Here is a 17,245-nt window from a genome sequence, read left to right as displayed (position 1 = left end):
GGGCTCTGGCCCTTGTGGTGCTGAAAGATGTCATGGATAGTAGCAGTGCGTTTTTACAACAAACAATTGGCTCATTCGCACCGTGGGTCTGCATTTATGCACAGGATGCCGGGCAGGACGTGTTATGGATTGGGATAACCTGCGGTTTTTTCTGGAATTAAGCCGGGCGGGACGCCTCACCGCCGCCGCCCGCCGTCTCGGCGTCGACCACACCACCGTCTCCCGTCGGTTGCAGGCGCTGGAGAAGAGCCTGGGGGTGGCACTGTTCATCCGTGACACCAATGGCTACACCCTGACCGAGGCCGGCCGCAGTCTGCTGCCCCAGGTGGAGCTGATGGAGGGGGCCAGTGTGCGCATCGAACAGGCCCTGCCGAGCCCCGGGGACAGCCTCTCCGGACAGGTGCGCATCGGTGCCACCGAGGGCTACGGCACCATGCTGGTGGCCGGCCAGCTCAGCGAACTCAGCCAGCGCCACCCCGATCTCAACCTGGACCTGCTGGCGCTGCCCCGGGCGGTGCGCCTGTCCCGCCACGAGGCGGATATCGTCATTACCCTGGAGCGCCCCGAGCGCGGGCCCTTCATCATCACCAAGCTCAGTGATTACGTGCTGCGCCTGTATGCCGGCAAGGATTACCTTGAGGCGCACGGGCCGATCAACAGCCGCAGTGATCTGGAAAAGCACCGCTTTGTCAGTTATGTGGACGATCTGGTGTTCAGCAAGGACCTGCTGTTTCTCGACGAGATTGCCGGCTCCGGCGCGGTCGGAGTGCGCAGTACCAGTGTGCTGGCGCAGCAGGAGGCCATCGCCGCCGGCGCCGGGCTGGGCATCCTGCCGGCGTTCACCGCCGATCAGGACCCGCGCCTGAGTCTGATCATGCCGGCACAGGTACGCTTTATTCGGACCTTTTGGATGCTGATGCCGATCGAGCTGAAGGATATCGCCAGGATGCGGGTGACCTGGGATTTTCTGAGGGAGCAGGCGGAGCGGGAGCGGGGGCGGTTGATGGGGGTGGCAGGCTAGCTTTTGCACGCCTCGTGCTCTCCATAGTCCGACTGATTCTTGAAGAGCGTATTGTCTGAACGCTGTTACGCTGTCATACCCGCCGGGCTCCGCTGCTGCGCGAGATGGTCGAAGCGGACTGCCCGAGTCGCAAGGCCAAACGTGGTTTTTATGCTTGTTCTGGTTAATACTGCGCAGACCGATATAGTGTTCCGAGGACGATGAAATGCTGAAAACCTGGAGGATGTGGGGGATTGCTCTGCTGTCTGTGATCATGGGCATTGGAGCTGTACACGCGCAAGCGCAGGATGACGACGAAGCGGCCAAGGCCAAGGCGTTGCTCACCGATGCGGTGAACTACTACAAGGAAAACGGCGACAAGGCGCTGGCGGTGTTCAGTCGTCAGGGACCTTTTGTCAGGGACGGTCTCTATGTGTTCGCGATCAACACCAACGGTATCATGCTGGCCAGCGGCGGGCCGTCGGTGATGCTGATCGGGCGCGACATCATGAACAGCATCGATGACGAGCTCAAACCCAAGTTCCAGCAGGCGCTCAGCATGCCTCCGGGCGATGAGATCCTCGAGGCGGACTATCCCTGGGGCAGCTGGGACACCGCTGGCCGCAAGATCACCAAGCACGTGTACTTCCAGCGGGTAGGGGATACGGTGCTGGCGGTGGGTTACTACCGGCCGCGTGCCACCTCGGAGGAGGCGCTGCAGCTGCTGAACTCGGCGGTTGAGGCGGTCGGAGCCGACGCACGGGAAACCTTCAAGGCGATCAACGCACTGGATGAGCGCTTCTACAAGGACGACCTCTACGTCTTCGTGGTCGAGATGGACAGCCAGCGTATCGTCGCCCATGGCTCCAACCTGCGCCTGGTGGGTCGCGATCTGGGCGCCCTGGCCAACCGCGTGGGTCGTCCGATCAGTGCCGAGGATCTGACCCGGGTCAATGCCGAGGGTGCCATCGAGTTCGCCTACCAGTGGGAGCATCCCATCACCGGTGAAGTCGAGACCAAGCACGCCTTTGCCCGTCGGGTAGGCAGCTACCTGGTCGCCGTGGGCTATTACAAGCCCGAGGGCGAGCAGGCCGAGTGATGTCTCAGCTCTGCAGCTCGACCCGGTCGCGGTAGCAGTCCAGCGCCTCCGGGTTGGCCAGGGCTTCGGTATTGTTCACCGGCTGGCCGTGCACCACATTGCGCACGGCCAGCTCCACTATCTTGCCGCTGCGGGTACGCGGTATGTCCTGCACCGCAACGATGCGTGCCGGCACATGCCGTGGGCTGGCGTGCTGGCGGATCTCCTCGCGGATGCGCCGCTCCAGCGCGGCGTCCAGCTCCACCCCCTCACGCAACTGCACAAAGAGCACCACGCGCACATCCCCCTGCCATTGCTGACCGATGGCGACCGATTCCAGCACCTCGTCGATACGCTCCACCTGCCGGTAGATTTCCGCGGTGCCGATGCGCACGCCGCCGGGGTTGAGCACCGCGTCCGAGCGCCCGTGGATGATCAGGCCGCCGTGGGGCCGCTGCTCGGCATAGTCACCATGGGCCCAGACCCCGGGGAAACGCTCGAAGTAGGCGGCGCGATAGCGGCTGCCATCCTCATCGCGCCAGAAGCCCAGCGGCATGCTGGGGAAGGCCCCGGTGCAGACCAGTTCGCCCTTCTCGTCGAAGACGCGCTGGCCCTGATCGTTCCATACCTCCACCGCCATTCCCAGACCCGGGCCCTGCAGCTCGCCGCGCCGCACCGGCAGCGTCGGGCTGCCGAGGGCGAAACAGGAGACGATATCGGTGCCGCCGGAGATGGAGGACAGCTGCACGTCCGCCTTGAACGACCGGTAGACGTAGTCGAAGCCCTCGGCTGACAGCGGCGAGCCGGTGGAGAGAATGCAGCGCAGGCTGTGCAGCCGGTGGCTGTCTGCCGGATGCAGGCCCTGTTTCTCCAATGCCGCCAGGTAACGGGCGCTGACGCCGAAGACCGCGATGGACTCCTCGTCGATCAGGTCGAGCAGCTGGCCTGGCGCGGGATGGAAGGGCGAGCCGTCATAGAGCACCAGGGTTGCACCCAGTGCCAGGCTGGAGACCAGCCAGTTCCACATCATCCAGCCGCAGGTGGTGTAGTAGAAGAGTCGCTCGCCGCTGCGCAGGTCGGTGTGCAGGCCGAGCTCCTTGAGATGCTGCAGCAGCACGCCACCGGCGCGGTGCACTATGCATTTCGGCGCCCCGGTGGTGCCGCTGGAGTAGAGAATATACAGCGGGTGATCGAAGGGCAGGGCGGCAAAGTCCGGCTGGCCGCCGGGCTGATAGAAATCCTGCCAGTCCTGTACCGGGACGGGACTGGGGCTGGGGCTGGGGCTGGGGCGCCGGTCATCAGTGTCGCCATCCACCAGCACCAGCTGGCGCAGACTCGGCAGTCCGGCCAGCACCTCGTCCAGCCGCAGCCCCAGCGTCACGTCCTTGCCGCCATAGCGGTAACGGCCGCAGGCGATCAGCACGGCGGGTTCGATCTGGCCGAAGCGGTCGAGCACGCCGCGGCTGCCGAAGTCCGGCGAGCAGGAAGACCAGACTGCGCCCAGGCTGCTGGTGGCCAGCAGGGCGACTATCGCCTGCCAGCCGTTGGGCAGGATAGCCGCGACCCGGTCGCCGGGGCCGACCCCTGCACCGCGCAGGCTGCGCTGCAGGCCGGCAACATGGGCGCGCAGCTCGGCATAGGTCAGCTCAACACGCTGACCGCCCTCGTCCCGGCTGATCAGCGCGGTTTGCCGGTCATCACCCTGCAGCAGATGCTCGGCGTAGTTCAGCGCGGCGCCGCTGAACCAGCGCGCCCGGGTCATGTCGCCGTTTTCTTCGAGGGCGCTGGTGGCAGGAGTATGGAAGTGAACGCCGAAGAATTCGGCCAGGCTCTGCCAGAAGTCGCCGCGCTGTCGGATGCTCCACTCATGCAGCTGGGCGTAATCCTCCAGCGCCAGGCCGAACTGCCGGTTCACATGGCGGCGGAAGCTGTCCATCCGGCTGTGGGCAATGCGTTCGGGGGTTGGTATCCAGAGCGGGTGGGGCATGCTGCTACTCCTGTTCTGAGCTGTTCCTGCGCCAGGCCTGTGTAGGTCCAGCCTCGGGTTTACCCTGGTACCCTTCGCGGCGGGGGCGCCGCTCCTACGGGTAACGCGCTGCATGAGCCCAGCCCTCGGGGCGAATGTGCCCGGGACGGACGAGCACCAGCTCGTCCACAATCTGGCGGCCAAAGCCGCTCATCGAGCTGGTGCTCGACGCTCCCGGCGGGTCACTGCTTGCCCATCGCCCGGCCGACCCGGGAACCATTCTCCCTGCCCAGCTGCTGGCAGATCCAGTGACCGACCGCGACCAGCGAGCGCAGATCCACGCCGGTGCTGATGCCCATGCCGTCGAGCATGTAGAGCACGTCCTCACTGGCCACATTACCGCTGGCGCCCTGGGCGTAGGGGCAGCCGCCGAGTCCGGCGACCGAGCTGTCGAACACGCTGACGCCCTCCAGCAGAGCCGCGTGGATATTGACCAGCGCCTGGCCATAGGTGTCGTGGAAGTGGCCGGCCAACCGGTTCCGGGGAACCCGTTCACCGACCACCTCGATCAACCGTCGGGTGGCACTGGGCACGCCCACGCCTATGGTGTCGCCCAGGGAAATCTCGTAACACCCCATGGCCTGCAGATCTGCCGCCACCGCCGCTACCTGCTCCGGGGCCACGGCGCCGTCGTAGGGGCAGCCGAGTACACAGGAGACATAACCGCGCACCGCCACACCCCGCTCCGACGCCAGCTCCAGCACCGGCGCGAAGCGCTGCAGGCTTTCGCTGATCGAGCAGTTGATGTTGCGTTGCGAGAAACCCTCGGAGGCGGAGGCGAACACCGCCACTTCATCGGCGCCGGCGGTCAGCGCGGCTTCCAGTCCCTGCAGGTTGGGCGTCAGTACGCCGTACCGAACCCCGGGCCGGCGCCGGATACCAGCCAGCACCGCAGCGGAGTCGGCCATCTGCGGCACCCAGCGGGGGGAAACGAAGGCGCCGGCCTCGATATGGCTCAGGCCGGTGGCGCTCAGACGGTCCACCAGTTCGATGCGTTGGGCCACGCTGACCGGGGTGGCCTCGTTCTGCAGGCCATCGCGCGGTCCGACTTCCACCAGGCGCACTTGCCGGGGCAGGGGCATGGGCTGGACTCCTGTACTGCCGGTCATGGTCATTCGATTATAGCGGCCGGTGAGTCGCCCCCGGCCGGTTCCAGTTCCAGCAGCAGACTGCCCTCGGTCACCATGTCCCCCTCGCCGAAGAACAACTGGCGCACGGTCCCGCTGCGGTCGGCGCGAACGCTGTGCTCCATCTTCATCGCCTCCAGTACCATCAGCGCAGTACCGGCCTCGACCTGCTGGCCCGGCTGCACCAGCACCCGCACCACGCTGCCGTTCATGGGGGCGCTCAGGCCACCCTCGGGCAGGGCATGGCTGCCGGCGGCCGCCAGCGGGTCATGGCGGCGCACGCTGTAAATCTGATGCTGCCAGGGCACAAAGAGCACCTCGCCCCGGCGCACTGCGCTCGGCGAGGGGACCGGCTCGCTCTCCGGGTCCAGATACAGGCGGCGCTGCTGGTCGCCGCACTGCAGATGCAGGCGCGCGGTGGCGGGGCCGCCCAGCCGCAGGCCGCTGGGCCGGGCCCAGGGCGATGCGGGATCATCCGACCGGGGCTCGTCGGGCAGGGTAGCCAGAAAATGCCGCCCGGCCTGCTCCCAGAATTCCTCCGGCAGGGGCGTGGGTTCAGGCAGCAGCTCGGCCGCGTGCTGCGCGATGAAACCGGTATCCAGAGCACCGGCGGTAAAGGCCGGGTGCTGCAGCAGCCGCAACAGGAAGCCGCGGTTGCTGTGAATGCCGCCGACCAGGGTGCGGCGCAGCAGGTCCAGCAGGCGCTGCCGGGCCTGTTCCCGGTCGTTGCCCCAGGCGATCAGCTTGCCCAGCAGCGGGTCGTACCAGGGGCTGATCTCGTCGCCCTCGCGTACGCCGCTGTCGATGCGCTGGCCCGGCCCGGGGAGCGGCTCGCGGTACAGCTGCAGCTGGCCGCTGGCGGGCAGGAAGTCGTGGTCCGGGTCCTCGGCGTACAGCCGCACCTCGATTGCGTGGCCCTGCAGAGGGATCTGCTGCTGGGTCAGCGGCAGCGGTTCACCCCGGGCGATGCGCAGTTGCCACTCCACCAGATCCAGCCCGGTAATGGCCTCGGTCACCGGGTGCTCGACCTGCAACCGGGTATTCATTTCCATGAAATAGAAGTCACCCCTGGCGTCCAGCAGAAACTCCAGGGTGCCGGCGCCGACGTAGCCGATCGCCCGCGCGGCGCGAACTGCTGCCTGGCCCATGGCATGGCGCAATGATGGCTCCAGCCCGGGGGCGGGGGCCTCCTCCAGCACCTTCTGATGGCGGCGCTGGATGGAGCAGTCCCGCTCATGCAGATAGACACAATTGCCCCGGTGGTCGGCAAAGATCTGGATCTCCACGTGCCGGGGCCGGATCAGGTATTTCTCCAGCAGCAGCCCATCATCACCGAAGGCGGCAAGGGCTTCGCGCCGGGCCGACTCGATGGCGGCCGTCAGCTCATCGGCCCGCTCGACTATCTTCATGCCCTTGCCGCCGCCACCGGCGCTGGCCTTGAGCAGTACGGGGAAGCCGATCTGCTCTGCCGCCCGGGCAAAGGCCGCCGGGGACTGGTCTGTGCCGTGGTAGCCGGGCACCAGTGGCACGCCTGCCCGGGCCATCAGCGCCTTGGCTGCGGCCTTGTCGCCCATGGCCTCTATGGCACTGGCGGGCGGTCCGATCAGGGTCAGACCGGCCTCGGCCACGGCCCGGGCAAAGGCCGGGTTCTCCGAGAGGAAGCCGTAACCGGGATGAATTGCATCGGCGCCGCTGGCCCGGGCGGCGTCAAGCAGCTGTGTCATATCCAGATAGCTTTCGCCGGGGCGGGCGCCGGACAGGGCCATGGCCATATCCGCTTCCTGCACATGCCGGGCCCGGCGGTCGACAGTGCTGTATACCGCCACCGTGTCGATACCCATGGCGCGGGCGGTGCGGATGATGCGACAGGCGATCTCGCCGCGGTTGGCTATCAGCAGACGCTGGATCATGATTCGGGCTCCACTGACCAGTTCGGCGGGCGCTTCTCCAGAAAGGCCCGCAGCCCCTCCTGACCTTCCGGGCTGACGCGGATGCGGGCGATGCTCTGCTCGGTATGGCGGCGCAGCTCCCGCGTCAGGCTGTGGCGGCTGGCCTCCTGTACCAGCGCCTTGCTCTCGCGCATGGCCTGGGGGCTGTTGCCCATCAGGGCGGTTACCCAGCGCTCGAGCAGCGCCTCCAGCGCGTCAGCGGGGGCGGTCTCGGTCAGCAGCCCCAGGGCTCTGGCCTGCTCGCCGCTGATACGCTCGGCGCTGATCGCCAGCTGCCGGGTGGCGCGTTCGCCGATCGCCTTGACCACATAGGGACTGATCACCGCCGGGGCCAGACCGATGCGCACCTCAGACAGCGACAACTGTGCGTCTTCCGCGCCCAGGGCCAGATCACAGCAGGCAATCAGCCCCAGCGCGCCCCCAAAGGCCGCACCCTGGACCACGGCCAGGGTCGGCATCGGCAGCTGGTACAGCCGATACATCAGCTCGCCCAGCGCCTCGGCGTCCCGCAGGTTGGCGGCATAATCCAGCTCTGCGGCCTCGCGCATCCACTCGATGTCTGCCCCAGCGCTGAAATGCCTGCCCCGGCCGCGCAATACCAGCAGCCGCAGTCGGTCATTGCCGTGCAACTGCTCCAGCGCCTGCAGCAGCTCGTCGATCATCTGCGCGTTGAAGGCGTTGTGGCGGGCAGGGCGGTTCAGCCACAGGGTGGCATGGCCCTGTGGGTGGTGTTCGAGTTGTATGGTGTTGAATGGCATCTGTTTCCCCGTCGCCCTTACATCCTGAATACCCCGAACGCCGTCTCTTCAACCTCGGCATTCAGACTTGCCGAAATCGCCAGCCCCAGCACATCCCGGGTCTGGGCCGGATCGATCACGCCGTCGTCCCACAGCCGGGCGCTGGAGTAGTAGGGGTGGCCCTGGCGTTCGTACTGCTCCAGTATGGGCCCTCTCAGCGCCTGTTCATCCTCCTCCGTGAAGGGCGCTCCCTGGCGTTCGGCCTGTTCGCGCTTGACTTGCACCAGCACCCCGGCGGCCTGCTCGCCGCCCATGACGCCGATCCGGGCGTTGGGCCACATCCACAGGAAGCGCGGGTCGTAGGCCCGGCCGCACATGCCATAGTTGCCGGCGCCGAAGCTGCCGCCGATGATCACGGTAAACTTCGGTACCCTGGCGCAGGCCACGGCGGTGACCAGCTTGGCGCCATGCTTGGCAATGCCGCCCGTCTCGTATTTCTGACCGACCATGAAGCCGGTGATGTTCTGCAGAAATACCAGCGGAATGCCGCGCTGGCAGGCCAGCTGGATGAAATGCGCGCCCTTCTGCGCCGCCTCGGAAAACAGGATGCCGTTGTTCGCCAGTATGGCGACCGGGTAACCGTGCAGGTGGGCGAAGGCGCAGACCAGGGTCGGGCCGAACAGGGCCTTGAACTCGTCGAACTCGCTGTCGTCCACCAGCCGGGCGATCACCTCGCGCACATCCCAGGACTGTTTGCCGTCCACCGGCACCACGCCGTAAAGCTCCTCGACAGGGTACTGGGGCGGACGCGGCGGGCGGGTCTGCAGCCGGCCGTGTTTGCGCCAGTTGAGCTGGCTGATGCAGCGCCGGGCCAGGGCCAGGGCATGCTCGTCGTTTTGCGCATAGTGGTCCGCCACCCCGGAGGTGCGGCAGTGCAGGTCGGCGCCGCCCAGCTCCTCGGCGCTGACCACCTCGCCGGTGGCGGCGCGTACCAGGGGTGGGCCGGCGAGGAAGATGGTCGCCTGATTGCGCACCATGATTGCCTCGTCGGCCATGGCCGGAACATAGGCGCCCCCGGCGGTACAGGAGCCCATGACCACAGCGATCTGCGGGATGCCGGCGGCGCTCATGCGCGCCTGGTTGAAGAAGATGCGACCGAAGTGCTCACGGTCCGGGAACACCTCGTCCTGGCGGGGCAGGTTGGCGCCGCCGGAGTCGACCAGATAGAGGCAGGGCAGGCGGTTCTGCTCGGCGATGGCCTGGGCGCGCAGGTGCTTCTTTACCGTCAGCGGGTAGTAGGTGCCGCCTTTGACCGTGGCGTCGTTGGCGATGATCATGCATTCGACCCCGGACACCCGGCCGATGCCTGCGATCAGGCCGGCGGCCGGCACCTCCTCGTCATATACCTGCCAGGCGGCCAGCGGGCTGAGCTCGAGGAAGGGCGAGCCGGTATCGAGCAGGGCGTCGATGCGTTCCCTGGGCAGCAGCTTGCCGCGGCTGACATGCCGCTGCTGGGCCTGTTCGCCGCCGCCCCGCCGGATCTGTTCAAGCAGTGTCTGCAGTTCCCTGGTCAGGTGCTGCATATGCTCGCGGTTGTGTTGAAAGTCGGGTGAGCCGGGGTTGATGCGGGTCTGCCAGCGGGCCATCAGTGGCCTCCCTGTGGATCATTGAACAGCTCCCGGCCGATCAGCATGCGGCGGATCTCGCTGGTGCCGGCGCCGATCTCGTAGAGCTTGGCATCGCGCAGCAGGCGACCGGCCGGGTAGTCGTTGATGTAGCCGTTGCCGCCGAGGATCTGGATGGTTTCCAGCGCGGCCCTGGTGGCCTGCTCGGCGGTATGGAGAATGACCCCGGCGGCGTCCTTGCGGGTGGCCTGACCGTTGTCGCAGCTGCGCGCCACCGTATACAGATAGGCACGGCTGGCATTGAGCGCCGTGTAGATGTCCGCCAGCTTGCCCTGGATCAGCTGGAACTCGCCGATGCTCTGACCGAACTGCCGCCGCTCCCGGGCGTAGGGCAGGGCCAGATCGAGGCAGGCCTGCATGATGCCCACCGGGCCGGCGGCCAGCACCACGCGCTCGTAGTCGAGCCCGCTCATCAGCACCCGAACCCCGCCATTGACCTCGCCCAGCACGTTCTCCACGGGTACGGCTACGTCATCGAAGAACAGCGGGCAGGTGTTGGAGCCGCGCATGCCCAGCTTGTCCAGCTTGGCACCGCGGCTGAAACCGGGGCTGTCGCCCTCGACGATGAAGGCGGTAATGCCCCGGGCACCGCGTTCGGGTTCGGTCTTGGCGTAGATCACCAGTACGTCGGCATCCGGACCGTTGGTGATCCACATCTTGCTGCCATTGAGCAGGTAATGATCGCCGCGCCGTTCGGCGCGCAGGCGCATGCTGACCACATCGGAGCCGGCCTCCGGCTCGCTCATGGCCAGGGCGCCGACATGCTCGCCGCTGATCAGCTTCGGCAGGTAGCGGGCTTTCTGTTCGGCGCTGCCGTTGCGGCTGATCTGGTTTACGCAGAGGTTGGAGTGGGCACCGTAGGAGAGGGCGACCGAGGCGCTGGCGCGGCTGATTTCCTCCATGGCCACGGCATGGGCCAGATAGCCCATACCGGCACCGCCGTACTCCTCGGGGGCGGTGATGCCCAGCAGGCCCATGTCACCGAACTTGCGCCACATGTCCATGGGAAAGGCATTGTCCGCATCGATGGCGGCGGCCCGGGGCGCCAGTTCGCGATTGACGAAGCCGCGCACCTGCTCGCGCAGCAGATCGATGGTTTCCCCCAGAGCGAAATCAAGATCGGAATTGCTCATGTGCCACCTTGTTATTGTAGTCAGTGACTACCCTCAAGCTAGGCAGTGGCGCATCGGGTGTCAATCGCTGTCTGCAGGCAGGACTTTCGCGGGAATGCCTTGATGGTTATCAAATATAAAAATATGCGAATTTAATATACGTTATTATTGTTTTGATTTTATTAAGTGAGGGGCGCAGACTGTTTTCGTTTTCAGCCTGCCTTGCTGTACGGAGTAGTCATGCACACCCCTTCCATTGCCGCGGGCACCCCAGCGGAGCCCGGTTACAACTACGATATCGTTCGCAAATTCACCGTCATGACGCTGGTCTGGGGCGCCCTGGGCATGCTGGTGGGCGTCATTCTCGCTGCACAGCTGGTATGGCCGGCACTCAATTTCGACCTGCCCTGGTTCAGCTTCGGGCGTATCCGCCCGATACATACCAACCTGGTCATCTTCGCCTTTGGCGGTGGCGCGCTCTTTGCCACCTCCTTTTATGTGGTGCAGCGCACCAGCCGCGCGCGCCTGATCTCGGACGGAGCCGCGAACTTCGTGTTCTGGGCCTGGCAGCTGCTGGTGGCGGCCATGATCCTGAGCTACGCCAACGGGCTGACCACGAGCAAGGAATACGCCGAGATGATCTGGCCGCTGGCGACTCTGCTGACGCTCGTCTGGCTGATCTATGCCTGGCTGTTCTTCGGCACCATCGCCCGGCGACAGGTCAGGCACATCTACGTGGCCAACTGGTTCTACGGTGCCTTCATCATAGTCACCGGCATGGTCCATGTGATCAATCACATCGACCTGCCGGTGACGCTGCTCAAGTCCTACCCGGTGTATGCCGGCGCCGCCGATGCCATGATTCAGTGGTGGTATGGTCACAGCGTGGTCGGCTTCATCCTTTCGGTGGGCTTTCTCGGACTGATGTACTACTACGTGCCTAAGCAGGCGGAGCGGCCGATCTACTCCTATCGGCTGTCCATCGTGCACTTCTGGTCGGTGATCGCGCTCTACATCTGGGCCGGTCCGCATCACCTGCATTACACCGCGCTGCCGGACTGGGCGCAGACCCTGGGCATGGTCATGTCCATCATTCTGCTGGCGCCCAGCTGGGGCGGGATGATCAACGGCATGATGACGCTGTCCGGGGCCTGGCACAAACTGCGCTCCGACCCGGTACTGCGCTTCCTGGTAGTGGCCCTGGCGTTCTACGGGATGTCCACCTTCGAGGGGCCGATGATGGCGATCAAGACGGTGAACGCGCTGTCCCACTACACCGACTGGACCATAGGTCATGTGCATGCCGGGGCTCTGGGCTGGGTGGCGATGATCAGTATCGGCGCCCTGTACCACATGGTGCCGAGGCTCTGGGGGCGGCAGCAGATGTACAGCGTCCGTCTGGTCAATCTGCATTTCTGGATGGCCAGCATGGGCACGGTGCTCTACATCGTCGCCATGTGGGTCAACGGCATCACCCAGGGGCTGATGTGGCGCGCGGTGAACGTGGACGGGACGCTGACCTACGCCTTTGTCGAAGCACTGGAGGCCTCTCATCCGGGGTATGTGGTGCGCCTGATCGGCGGCGGTATCTTCGCTGCCGGCATGTTCCTGATGGTGTTCAACTGTGCCATGACCATGCGCGGAGCTACCGTGAAGGAAGGCGCGCTGGAGCAGGCGCCAGGTTGAGCTGTGCAAGGTCATCCATAAGCAATGGTTGATTCATGATCAGATATTATCGTTTGGCCTGTTGTCGTCCGGAGAGGCAATATAGCCGCCCCCGTTGATATCCCTTTGCAGTTCCGGTTTCTGATGCGCTGTCGGCGGTCACCGGCAGGAACAGGTGTCTATGTCTGATCAGTTGTTGCTTCTCTCCCGCCGCCTCTTCGGCTGGCTGCCCCGTACCGTGCAGCCCCGACCCGGTGAGTGGCTGCGTGCCTCCGGCGGTGTGGCGCTGGCAGTGGTGTTCACCTACTGGTTGTCCAGTCTGCTCTATGGCCCCACCACCGCCATGGTGCTGCTGGGGCCGGCCGGCGCGTCGGCGGTGTTGCTGTTCGTGGTGTCCTCCGGCGCACTGGCCCAGCCCTGGCCGGTCCTGGGCAGTTATCTGCTTGCCGGTCTGACCGGTGCTGCTGTGCTGCACCTGCCGGCGCTGGCCGGAGCCGAACTGACTGTTCGCCTGCCCGTGGCCCTGGGGACAGTGGTGCTGGGCATGCTGTTGCTGCGCTGTGTGCACCCACCGGCCAGTGCCATGACGGTGGTGATCGTGCTGGCGGCGCAGCTGTTGGAACCTCTCGGCGCCTGGCTGCCCCTGCCGATCATGCTCAATGCCTGCTGTCTGCTGTTCTGCGCCACGCTGTACAACAACCTGACCGGGGTGCGCTATCCGAAGCAGGCGCCGCGTATCGATCTGCACCGTACCCAGGACCTGCTGCCCGAACAGCGGGTCGGCTTCACCGAGGAGGATCTGGATCGGGCGCTGGACAGGTTCGGTTCCTTCATCGACATCACCCGCCATGATCTGGAGCAGATCATCCGCGACACCGAAAGCTCTGCCCTGCGGCGCAAGATGGGTAACATCCGCGCCGAGCAGATAATGTCACGGGATATCCGTACCGTGGGTCCCGACACCACGGTACGTCAGGCCATCGGCATGTTCCGCCATCATCAGGTCAAGACGCTGCCGGTAGTGGACAGTGCAGGGCGGGTGCAGGGCATCATCAGCCTCAGTGATCTGCTGGCGCAGCTGGACCTGCCCATGGGGCGGATCCTGCCGACCCGGGTGAATCTGTGGCGCGACCAGCCGCTGCACCGCATCATGACCGCGCCGGTGGTCACCGTCGACCGTCATACCCACGTGGTGGACATGATTCCGCTGCTCTCCAGTCAGGGGCTGCATTGCCTGCCGGTACTGGATAACGGACATATCGTCGGCATGGTCACCCAGACCGACGTGATCGCTGCCCTGCACCGGGATCTGGTCAATCACCTGGCCTGAGGCAGGGCAGATCCAGGCCTAGGCAGTGGGTGGGATCGGGTCCCAGCGCTGGGACCAGTCCTGCTCGATCTGCGCCAGTTCCCGCAGCAGTTCCAGAGCCCGATCCAGTACAGCCGAAGTGCGCTGGCGCGAATACACCAGATAGGTGGGAAAGCTGAACTCGGGGGCCATTTCCACCCGCCGCAGCATGCCTGTGTCCAGATAATGCTGCACCACGCGGCTGCGGAAGTAGCCGGACCCGCCGGACTCCAGGATGTACTGCAGGGCCAGGGGGCCGAGGTTGAAGGTCACCGGGGCGCGGGCACAGTCGGGCAGGGCGGCATCGTGCTGGCGGCGGAATTCCTCGCCCCAGTCGATATAGACATAGGGTTCGGGACAATCCGGACGGCACACCTGGATGAGTTTCTCCTCCAGCAGTTCCTCGACCTGCAGACCCGGCAGGTATTCCGGCCGGTAGACCAGTGCCGCGTCCAGGGTGCCCTGTTCCACCCGCTGCATCAGCAGACTGCTGTCGCCGATCTCCGCACGCACCGAGTGCTCGGGAATCTGCTGGCGCAGGGTACGTACCCACTGCAGGATCAGGGGCGTGGCCAGACTGGCCTCGCCGCCGATATGCAGCACATCGCTGAAGCCCTTGAGCAGGGGCAGATCCCGCAGCGCGTTATCCCAGGCCTGGGTCATCTGACTGGCGTGGGTGAGAAAGGCCTCGCCATCGGCAGTCAGGCGAGCGCCCGAGCGGTTGCGGATGAACAGGGTGCAACCCAGCTGGCTTTCCAGGCTCTGGATACGCGAGGTGACGGCTGCCTGAGTAACATGCAGCCGTTCCGCCGCCGCGACGAAGCTGCCGCTGCGCACGATTTCCAGAAAGGTTCTGGCCAGGCTGATGTCCATGGATAATCCCCATTGTTAAGGCCGCTGTGCATTCTACCAAGCGAAGCAGGTTCCGGGCGGCCGGCTTTACATTTTAGAGTAATTGCTCTATATCTTGGGCATCCCGGATCACTATCGCAACCGGGCAGTGGAAAAAGCCCTGCCCGTGGACAGCCATAACAACAACGAAAGGGTACTGCCATGAAACGGACGCTGCTCCATCCCGCCCTGCTGGGCATGCTCGCCTGCCTGCTGCCGCTGGCGGTGCAGGCTGCCCCGCGACCCAACATACTGCTCATAGTGGCGGATGACATGGGCTTCTCCGACCCCGGAGCCTACGGTGGGGAGATCAGTACCCCGAACATCGACGCCCTGGCCGCCGAGGGCCTGCAGTTCACCAACTTCCACGTGGCTGCCACCTGTTCGCCCACCCGCGCCATGCTGATGACCGGAGTGACCAGCCACAAGGTCGGCATGGGCAACATGAAGGAAATCATGGCCGACAACCAGAAGGGGCAGCCCGGCTACGAGACCTGGCTCAACGACCAGGCGGTGACCCTGCCGACCCTGCTGCGTGATGCCGGTTATCGCACCTACATGGCCGGCAAGTGGCATCTGGGATCGAGACCGGAGAGCCTGCCCGGTGCCCGTGGCTTCCAGCGCTCGGTAGCGCTGCTGGAGAGTGGCGCGGACAACTGGGAAGCCAAGCACTATCTGCCTGCCGGCACCGCCACCTGGGTCGAGGACGATCAGCCGATCCGCCTGCCGGATGATTTCTACTCCTCCTTCTTCTATGCCGACAAGCTGATCGAATACCTGAGCAGCGAACCGGACAGCGAACAGCCCTTCTTCGCCTACCTGGCATTCCAGGCAGTGCATGCGCCCCATCACGCACCGGCGGAGTACGTGGAGCGCTACGCCGACACCTATGTCGAGGGCTGGGACGTGATTCGCCAGCGCCGCTACGACCGCATGACCGCCATGGGCGTGCTGCCGCGTACCGCAGAATCGGTGGTCAGCCGCGACTGGGGCACCTTCTACGGCACTCCGACCCTGGACTGGGACAGCCTTGATGCCGAGGAGCAGCGTTACCGGGCGCGGCAGATGGCGGTGTTCGCCGGCATGGCCGAAGCCATGGACGAGAGCATCGGGCGGGTCATCGACCACCTGCGCTCCAGCGGCGAGCTGGACAATACCCTGATCATCTTCATGAGCGACAACGGCGCCGAGTCCACGGTGCTGACCGAGGTGGCTCCCTGGTTCTACCGCCTGCGCTATGACCGGGAACTGGAGGCGCTGGGTTCGCGTGGCAGCTGGAGCGAGTATGGCCGGGGCTGGGGCTATGCCTCCAACACGCCCTTCTATTCCTACAAGGGCTCGCCCTATGGCGGCGGCCTGCGGGTGCCGATGATTGTCCGCCATCCGGCCCTGATCGAGCCCGGTCAGCGCACCCCGGCGTTCGGCTACGTCATGGATATCGCGCCGACCCTGCTGGAGCTGACCGGCACACCCGTGCCGGACGGCGAGTACCAGGGGCGGCCGGTGCATCGCATCATGGGTACCAGCATGCTGCCGCTGCTGCGCGGCGAGAGCGACCGGGTACACCCGGAGGACGAAGTGCTGGTCTACGAGCTGGCCGGCGGTGTGGCGGTGTGGCAGGGCGACTACAAGCTGGTGCATGCGCGCAGCAGCGCCCTGGGAGATTCGGCCGGCACGCGGCTGTTCAACCTGCGCAGCGATCCGTTGGAGCGTCAGGATCTGGCGCAGCAGGAGCCCGAGCGCGTGGCATCCATGCTGGCGGCCTACCGCTCATTCGTTGATGAGCACGGGCTGGTCGAAGTGCCCGATGACTACAACGCCTGGGAGCAGCTGAACCGCAATGCCCGCCAGCAGTTCCTCGAACGCCATGGTCGCCAGCTGGTGATAGCCGGCGTGGTACTGGTGCTGCTGGTGGGGCTGGGTATCACTGCGTGGCGCCGGCGGCGTCGCTGAGATCCTCCAGCGGTACATGGAGGCGGTCGCGCAGCTCGCGTACCGCCTCGCGATAGGCCGGTGCCACATAACCTTCCTCCAGGGCCAGGATCTGGTAGATGCCGCGCTGCAGCATCCGCCGGTCCCGGCCGGGGTGCAGGCCATGGCTGGTGGTCAGAAACTGCAGCCAGCCGCTGAGCACTATCCACACATTGATGCTCAGCGTTTCGGCCTGGCGCGGGGTCAGCTCGAGAATCCCCGCCTCGGCAAAGGCCAGGTAGATACCGGTGCTGCCGGCCAGGGTGCGCTGGGCGAACTGCCGATAACCTTCGGCCAGCGCCGGATCCGCTTCCAGCAGGTATTCCAGACCCTGGTGCATGAAGCGGTGCTGCCAGAGAATCTCCAGCAGGTTCTCCAGATAGCGGGCCTTGTCTTCCAGGGTCAGGGGCTCGTCCGCCGGTATCGTGAAGAAGGCCTCCATCTGCTGCTGAAAGCCGGCGAACAGCTCGGCGACTATCTCGCTTTTGCTCCGGAAGTGGTAGTAGAGATTACCCGGCGAAATGCCCATGTGGCTGGCAATGTGGTTGGTGGTGACATTGCGCTCACCCTGTTCATTGAACAGTTGCAGGCTTGCCTGCAGGATGCGATCGCGGGTATTGGCTCTGCGGGTCATTGGTCTCTCTTTTGCGTGGAGA

Annotated in this window: 13 protein-coding genes; 5 read left to right on the top strand and 8 right to left on the bottom strand. The window is 65.4% G+C overall.

All coding sequences use genetic code 11. The features are described from left to right. Positions 1-124: 124 nt before the first annotated feature. Together VF673_RS07620 and VF673_RS07615 are read left to right on the top strand one after the other, a co-directional pair. Positions 125-1,021: a LysR family transcriptional regulator gene (locus tag VF673_RS07620; RefSeq protein ID WP_440291484.1), complete on the top strand. Its 897-nt coding sequence runs from the start codon at positions 125-127 to the stop codon at positions 1,019-1,021. Between the two features lie 205 nt (positions 1,022-1,226). Beyond that, positions 1,227-2,099: a cache domain-containing protein gene (locus tag VF673_RS07615; RefSeq protein ID WP_440291483.1), complete on the top strand. Its 873-nt coding sequence runs from the start codon at positions 1,227-1,229 to the stop codon at positions 2,097-2,099. A gap of 4 nt (positions 2,100-2,103) precedes the next feature. Here VF673_RS07615 and VF673_RS07610 read toward each other — a convergent pair whose 3' ends face one another. The 6 genes from VF673_RS07610 to VF673_RS07585 all read right to left on the bottom strand — a co-directional run bounded on the left by VF673_RS07610 (position 2,104) and on the right by VF673_RS07585 (position 10,735). Then, on the bottom strand, positions 2,104-4,065 hold the full coding sequence (locus tag VF673_RS07610) for an acetoacetate--CoA ligase (RefSeq protein WP_440291482.1): 1,962 nt from the start codon (positions 4,063-4,065) through the stop codon (positions 2,104-2,106). Between the two features lie 221 nt (positions 4,066-4,286). Next, on the bottom strand, positions 4,287-5,186 hold the full coding sequence (locus tag VF673_RS07605; RefSeq protein ID WP_090536368.1) for a hydroxymethylglutaryl-CoA lyase: 900 nt from the start codon (positions 5,184-5,186) through the stop codon (positions 4,287-4,289). 29 nt (positions 5,187-5,215) lie between these two features. Further along, complete coding sequence (locus VF673_RS07600; protein ID WP_440291481.1) at positions 5,216-7,141, bottom strand: acetyl/propionyl/methylcrotonyl-CoA carboxylase subunit alpha; 1,926 nt, start codon at positions 7,139-7,141, stop codon at positions 5,216-5,218. Further along, positions 7,138-7,938, bottom strand: a complete 801-nt coding sequence (locus VF673_RS07595) for an enoyl-CoA hydratase-related protein (RefSeq protein WP_440291480.1) — start codon at positions 7,936-7,938, stop codon at positions 7,138-7,140. The genes VF673_RS07600 and VF673_RS07595 overlap by 4 nt, the downstream gene beginning before the upstream one ends. Positions 7,939-7,955: 17 nt before the next feature. Next, positions 7,956-9,563, bottom strand: a complete 1,608-nt coding sequence (locus tag VF673_RS07590; protein ID WP_440291479.1) for a carboxyl transferase domain-containing protein — start codon at positions 9,561-9,563, stop codon at positions 7,956-7,958. Then, positions 9,563-10,735, bottom strand: a complete 1,173-nt coding sequence (locus VF673_RS07585) for an isovaleryl-CoA dehydrogenase (RefSeq protein ID WP_440291478.1) — start codon at positions 10,733-10,735, stop codon at positions 9,563-9,565. The genes VF673_RS07590 and VF673_RS07585 overlap by 1 nt, the downstream gene beginning before the upstream one ends. A gap of 219 nt (positions 10,736-10,954) precedes the next feature. Between VF673_RS07585 and ccoN the strand changes: the two genes are divergently transcribed. Together ccoN and VF673_RS07575 are read left to right on the top strand one after the other, a co-directional pair. Then, positions 10,955-12,400 (top strand): cytochrome-c oxidase, cbb3-type subunit I, encoded by a 1,446-nt coding sequence (ccoN, locus tag VF673_RS07580; protein WP_440291477.1) that lies wholly within the window; start codon positions 10,955-10,957, stop codon positions 12,398-12,400. Positions 12,401-12,560: 160 nt separating this feature from the next. Continuing rightward, positions 12,561-13,709: an HPP family protein gene (locus VF673_RS07575; protein ID WP_440291476.1), complete on the top strand. Its 1,149-nt coding sequence runs from the start codon at positions 12,561-12,563 to the stop codon at positions 13,707-13,709. Positions 13,710-13,727: 18 nt separating this feature from the next. On the opposite strand, the gene VF673_RS07570 is transcribed toward VF673_RS07575, so the two are convergent. After that, on the bottom strand, positions 13,728-14,600 hold the full coding sequence (locus tag VF673_RS07570) for a LysR family transcriptional regulator (RefSeq protein WP_090536381.1): 873 nt from the start codon (positions 14,598-14,600) through the stop codon (positions 13,728-13,730). 180 nt (positions 14,601-14,780) lie between these two features. Between VF673_RS07570 and VF673_RS07565 the strand changes: the two genes are divergently transcribed. Next, a complete protein-coding gene (locus VF673_RS07565; protein WP_440291475.1) occupies positions 14,781-16,571 on the top strand; it encodes an arylsulfatase in 1,791 nt (596 codons plus the stop codon). On the opposite strand, the gene VF673_RS07560 is transcribed toward VF673_RS07565, so the two are convergent. Continuing rightward, on the bottom strand, positions 16,543-17,223 hold the full coding sequence (locus VF673_RS07560; RefSeq protein ID WP_090536384.1) for a TetR/AcrR family transcriptional regulator: 681 nt from the start codon (positions 17,221-17,223) through the stop codon (positions 16,543-16,545). The two genes, VF673_RS07565 and VF673_RS07560, sit on opposite strands and share 29 nt — an antisense overlap. Between the last annotated feature and the right edge of the window lie 22 nt (positions 17,224-17,245).

The organism is Halopseudomonas sp. Lyrl_26, assembly GCF_051948695.1.
GTDB lineage: Bacteria > Pseudomonadota > Gammaproteobacteria > Pseudomonadales > Pseudomonadaceae > Halopseudomonas > Halopseudomonas formosensis.
The sequence above is the reverse complement of the archived record's forward strand: the minus strand, read 5'-3'. Positions and strand labels throughout refer to the sequence as shown.

Bases quoted from the DNA above. Each gene is read 5' to 3' on its own strand.
- VF673_RS07565 (WP_440291475.1), top strand. From the start codon at position 14,781: ATGAAACGGACGCTGCTCCATCCCGCCCTGCTGGGCATGCTCGCCTGC.
- ccoN (WP_440291477.1), top strand. From the start codon at position 10,955: ATGCACACCCCTTCCATTGCCGCGGGCACCCCAGCGGAGCCCGGTTAC.
- VF673_RS07560 (WP_090536384.1), bottom strand. From the start codon at position 17,223: ATGACCCGCAGAGCCAATACCCGCGATCGCATCCTGCAGGCAAGCCTG.
- VF673_RS07615 (WP_440291483.1), top strand. From the start codon at position 1,227: ATGCTGAAAACCTGGAGGATGTGGGGGATTGCTCTGCTGTCTGTGATC.
- VF673_RS07570 (WP_090536381.1), bottom strand. From the start codon at position 14,600: ATGGACATCAGCCTGGCCAGAACCTTTCTGGAAATCGTGCGCAGCGGC.
- VF673_RS07605 (WP_090536368.1), bottom strand. From the start codon at position 5,186: ATGCCCCTGCCCCGGCAAGTGCGCCTGGTGGAAGTCGGACCGCGCGAT.
- VF673_RS07585 (WP_440291478.1), bottom strand. From the start codon at position 10,735: ATGAGCAATTCCGATCTTGATTTCGCTCTGGGGGAAACCATCGATCTG.
- VF673_RS07575 (WP_440291476.1), top strand. From the start codon at position 12,561: ATGTCTGATCAGTTGTTGCTTCTCTCCCGCCGCCTCTTCGGCTGGCTG.
- VF673_RS07610 (WP_440291482.1), bottom strand. From the start codon at position 4,065: ATGCCCCACCCGCTCTGGATACCAACCCCCGAACGCATTGCCCACAGC.
- VF673_RS07595 (WP_440291480.1), bottom strand. From the start codon at position 7,938: ATGCCATTCAACACCATACAACTCGAACACCACCCACAGGGCCATGCC.
- VF673_RS07590 (WP_440291479.1), bottom strand. From the start codon at position 9,563: ATGGCCCGCTGGCAGACCCGCATCAACCCCGGCTCACCCGACTTTCAA.
- VF673_RS07600 (WP_440291481.1), bottom strand. From the start codon at position 7,141: ATGATCCAGCGTCTGCTGATAGCCAACCGCGGCGAGATCGCCTGTCGC.
- VF673_RS07620 (WP_440291484.1), top strand. From the start codon at position 125: ATGGATTGGGATAACCTGCGGTTTTTTCTGGAATTAAGCCGGGCGGGA.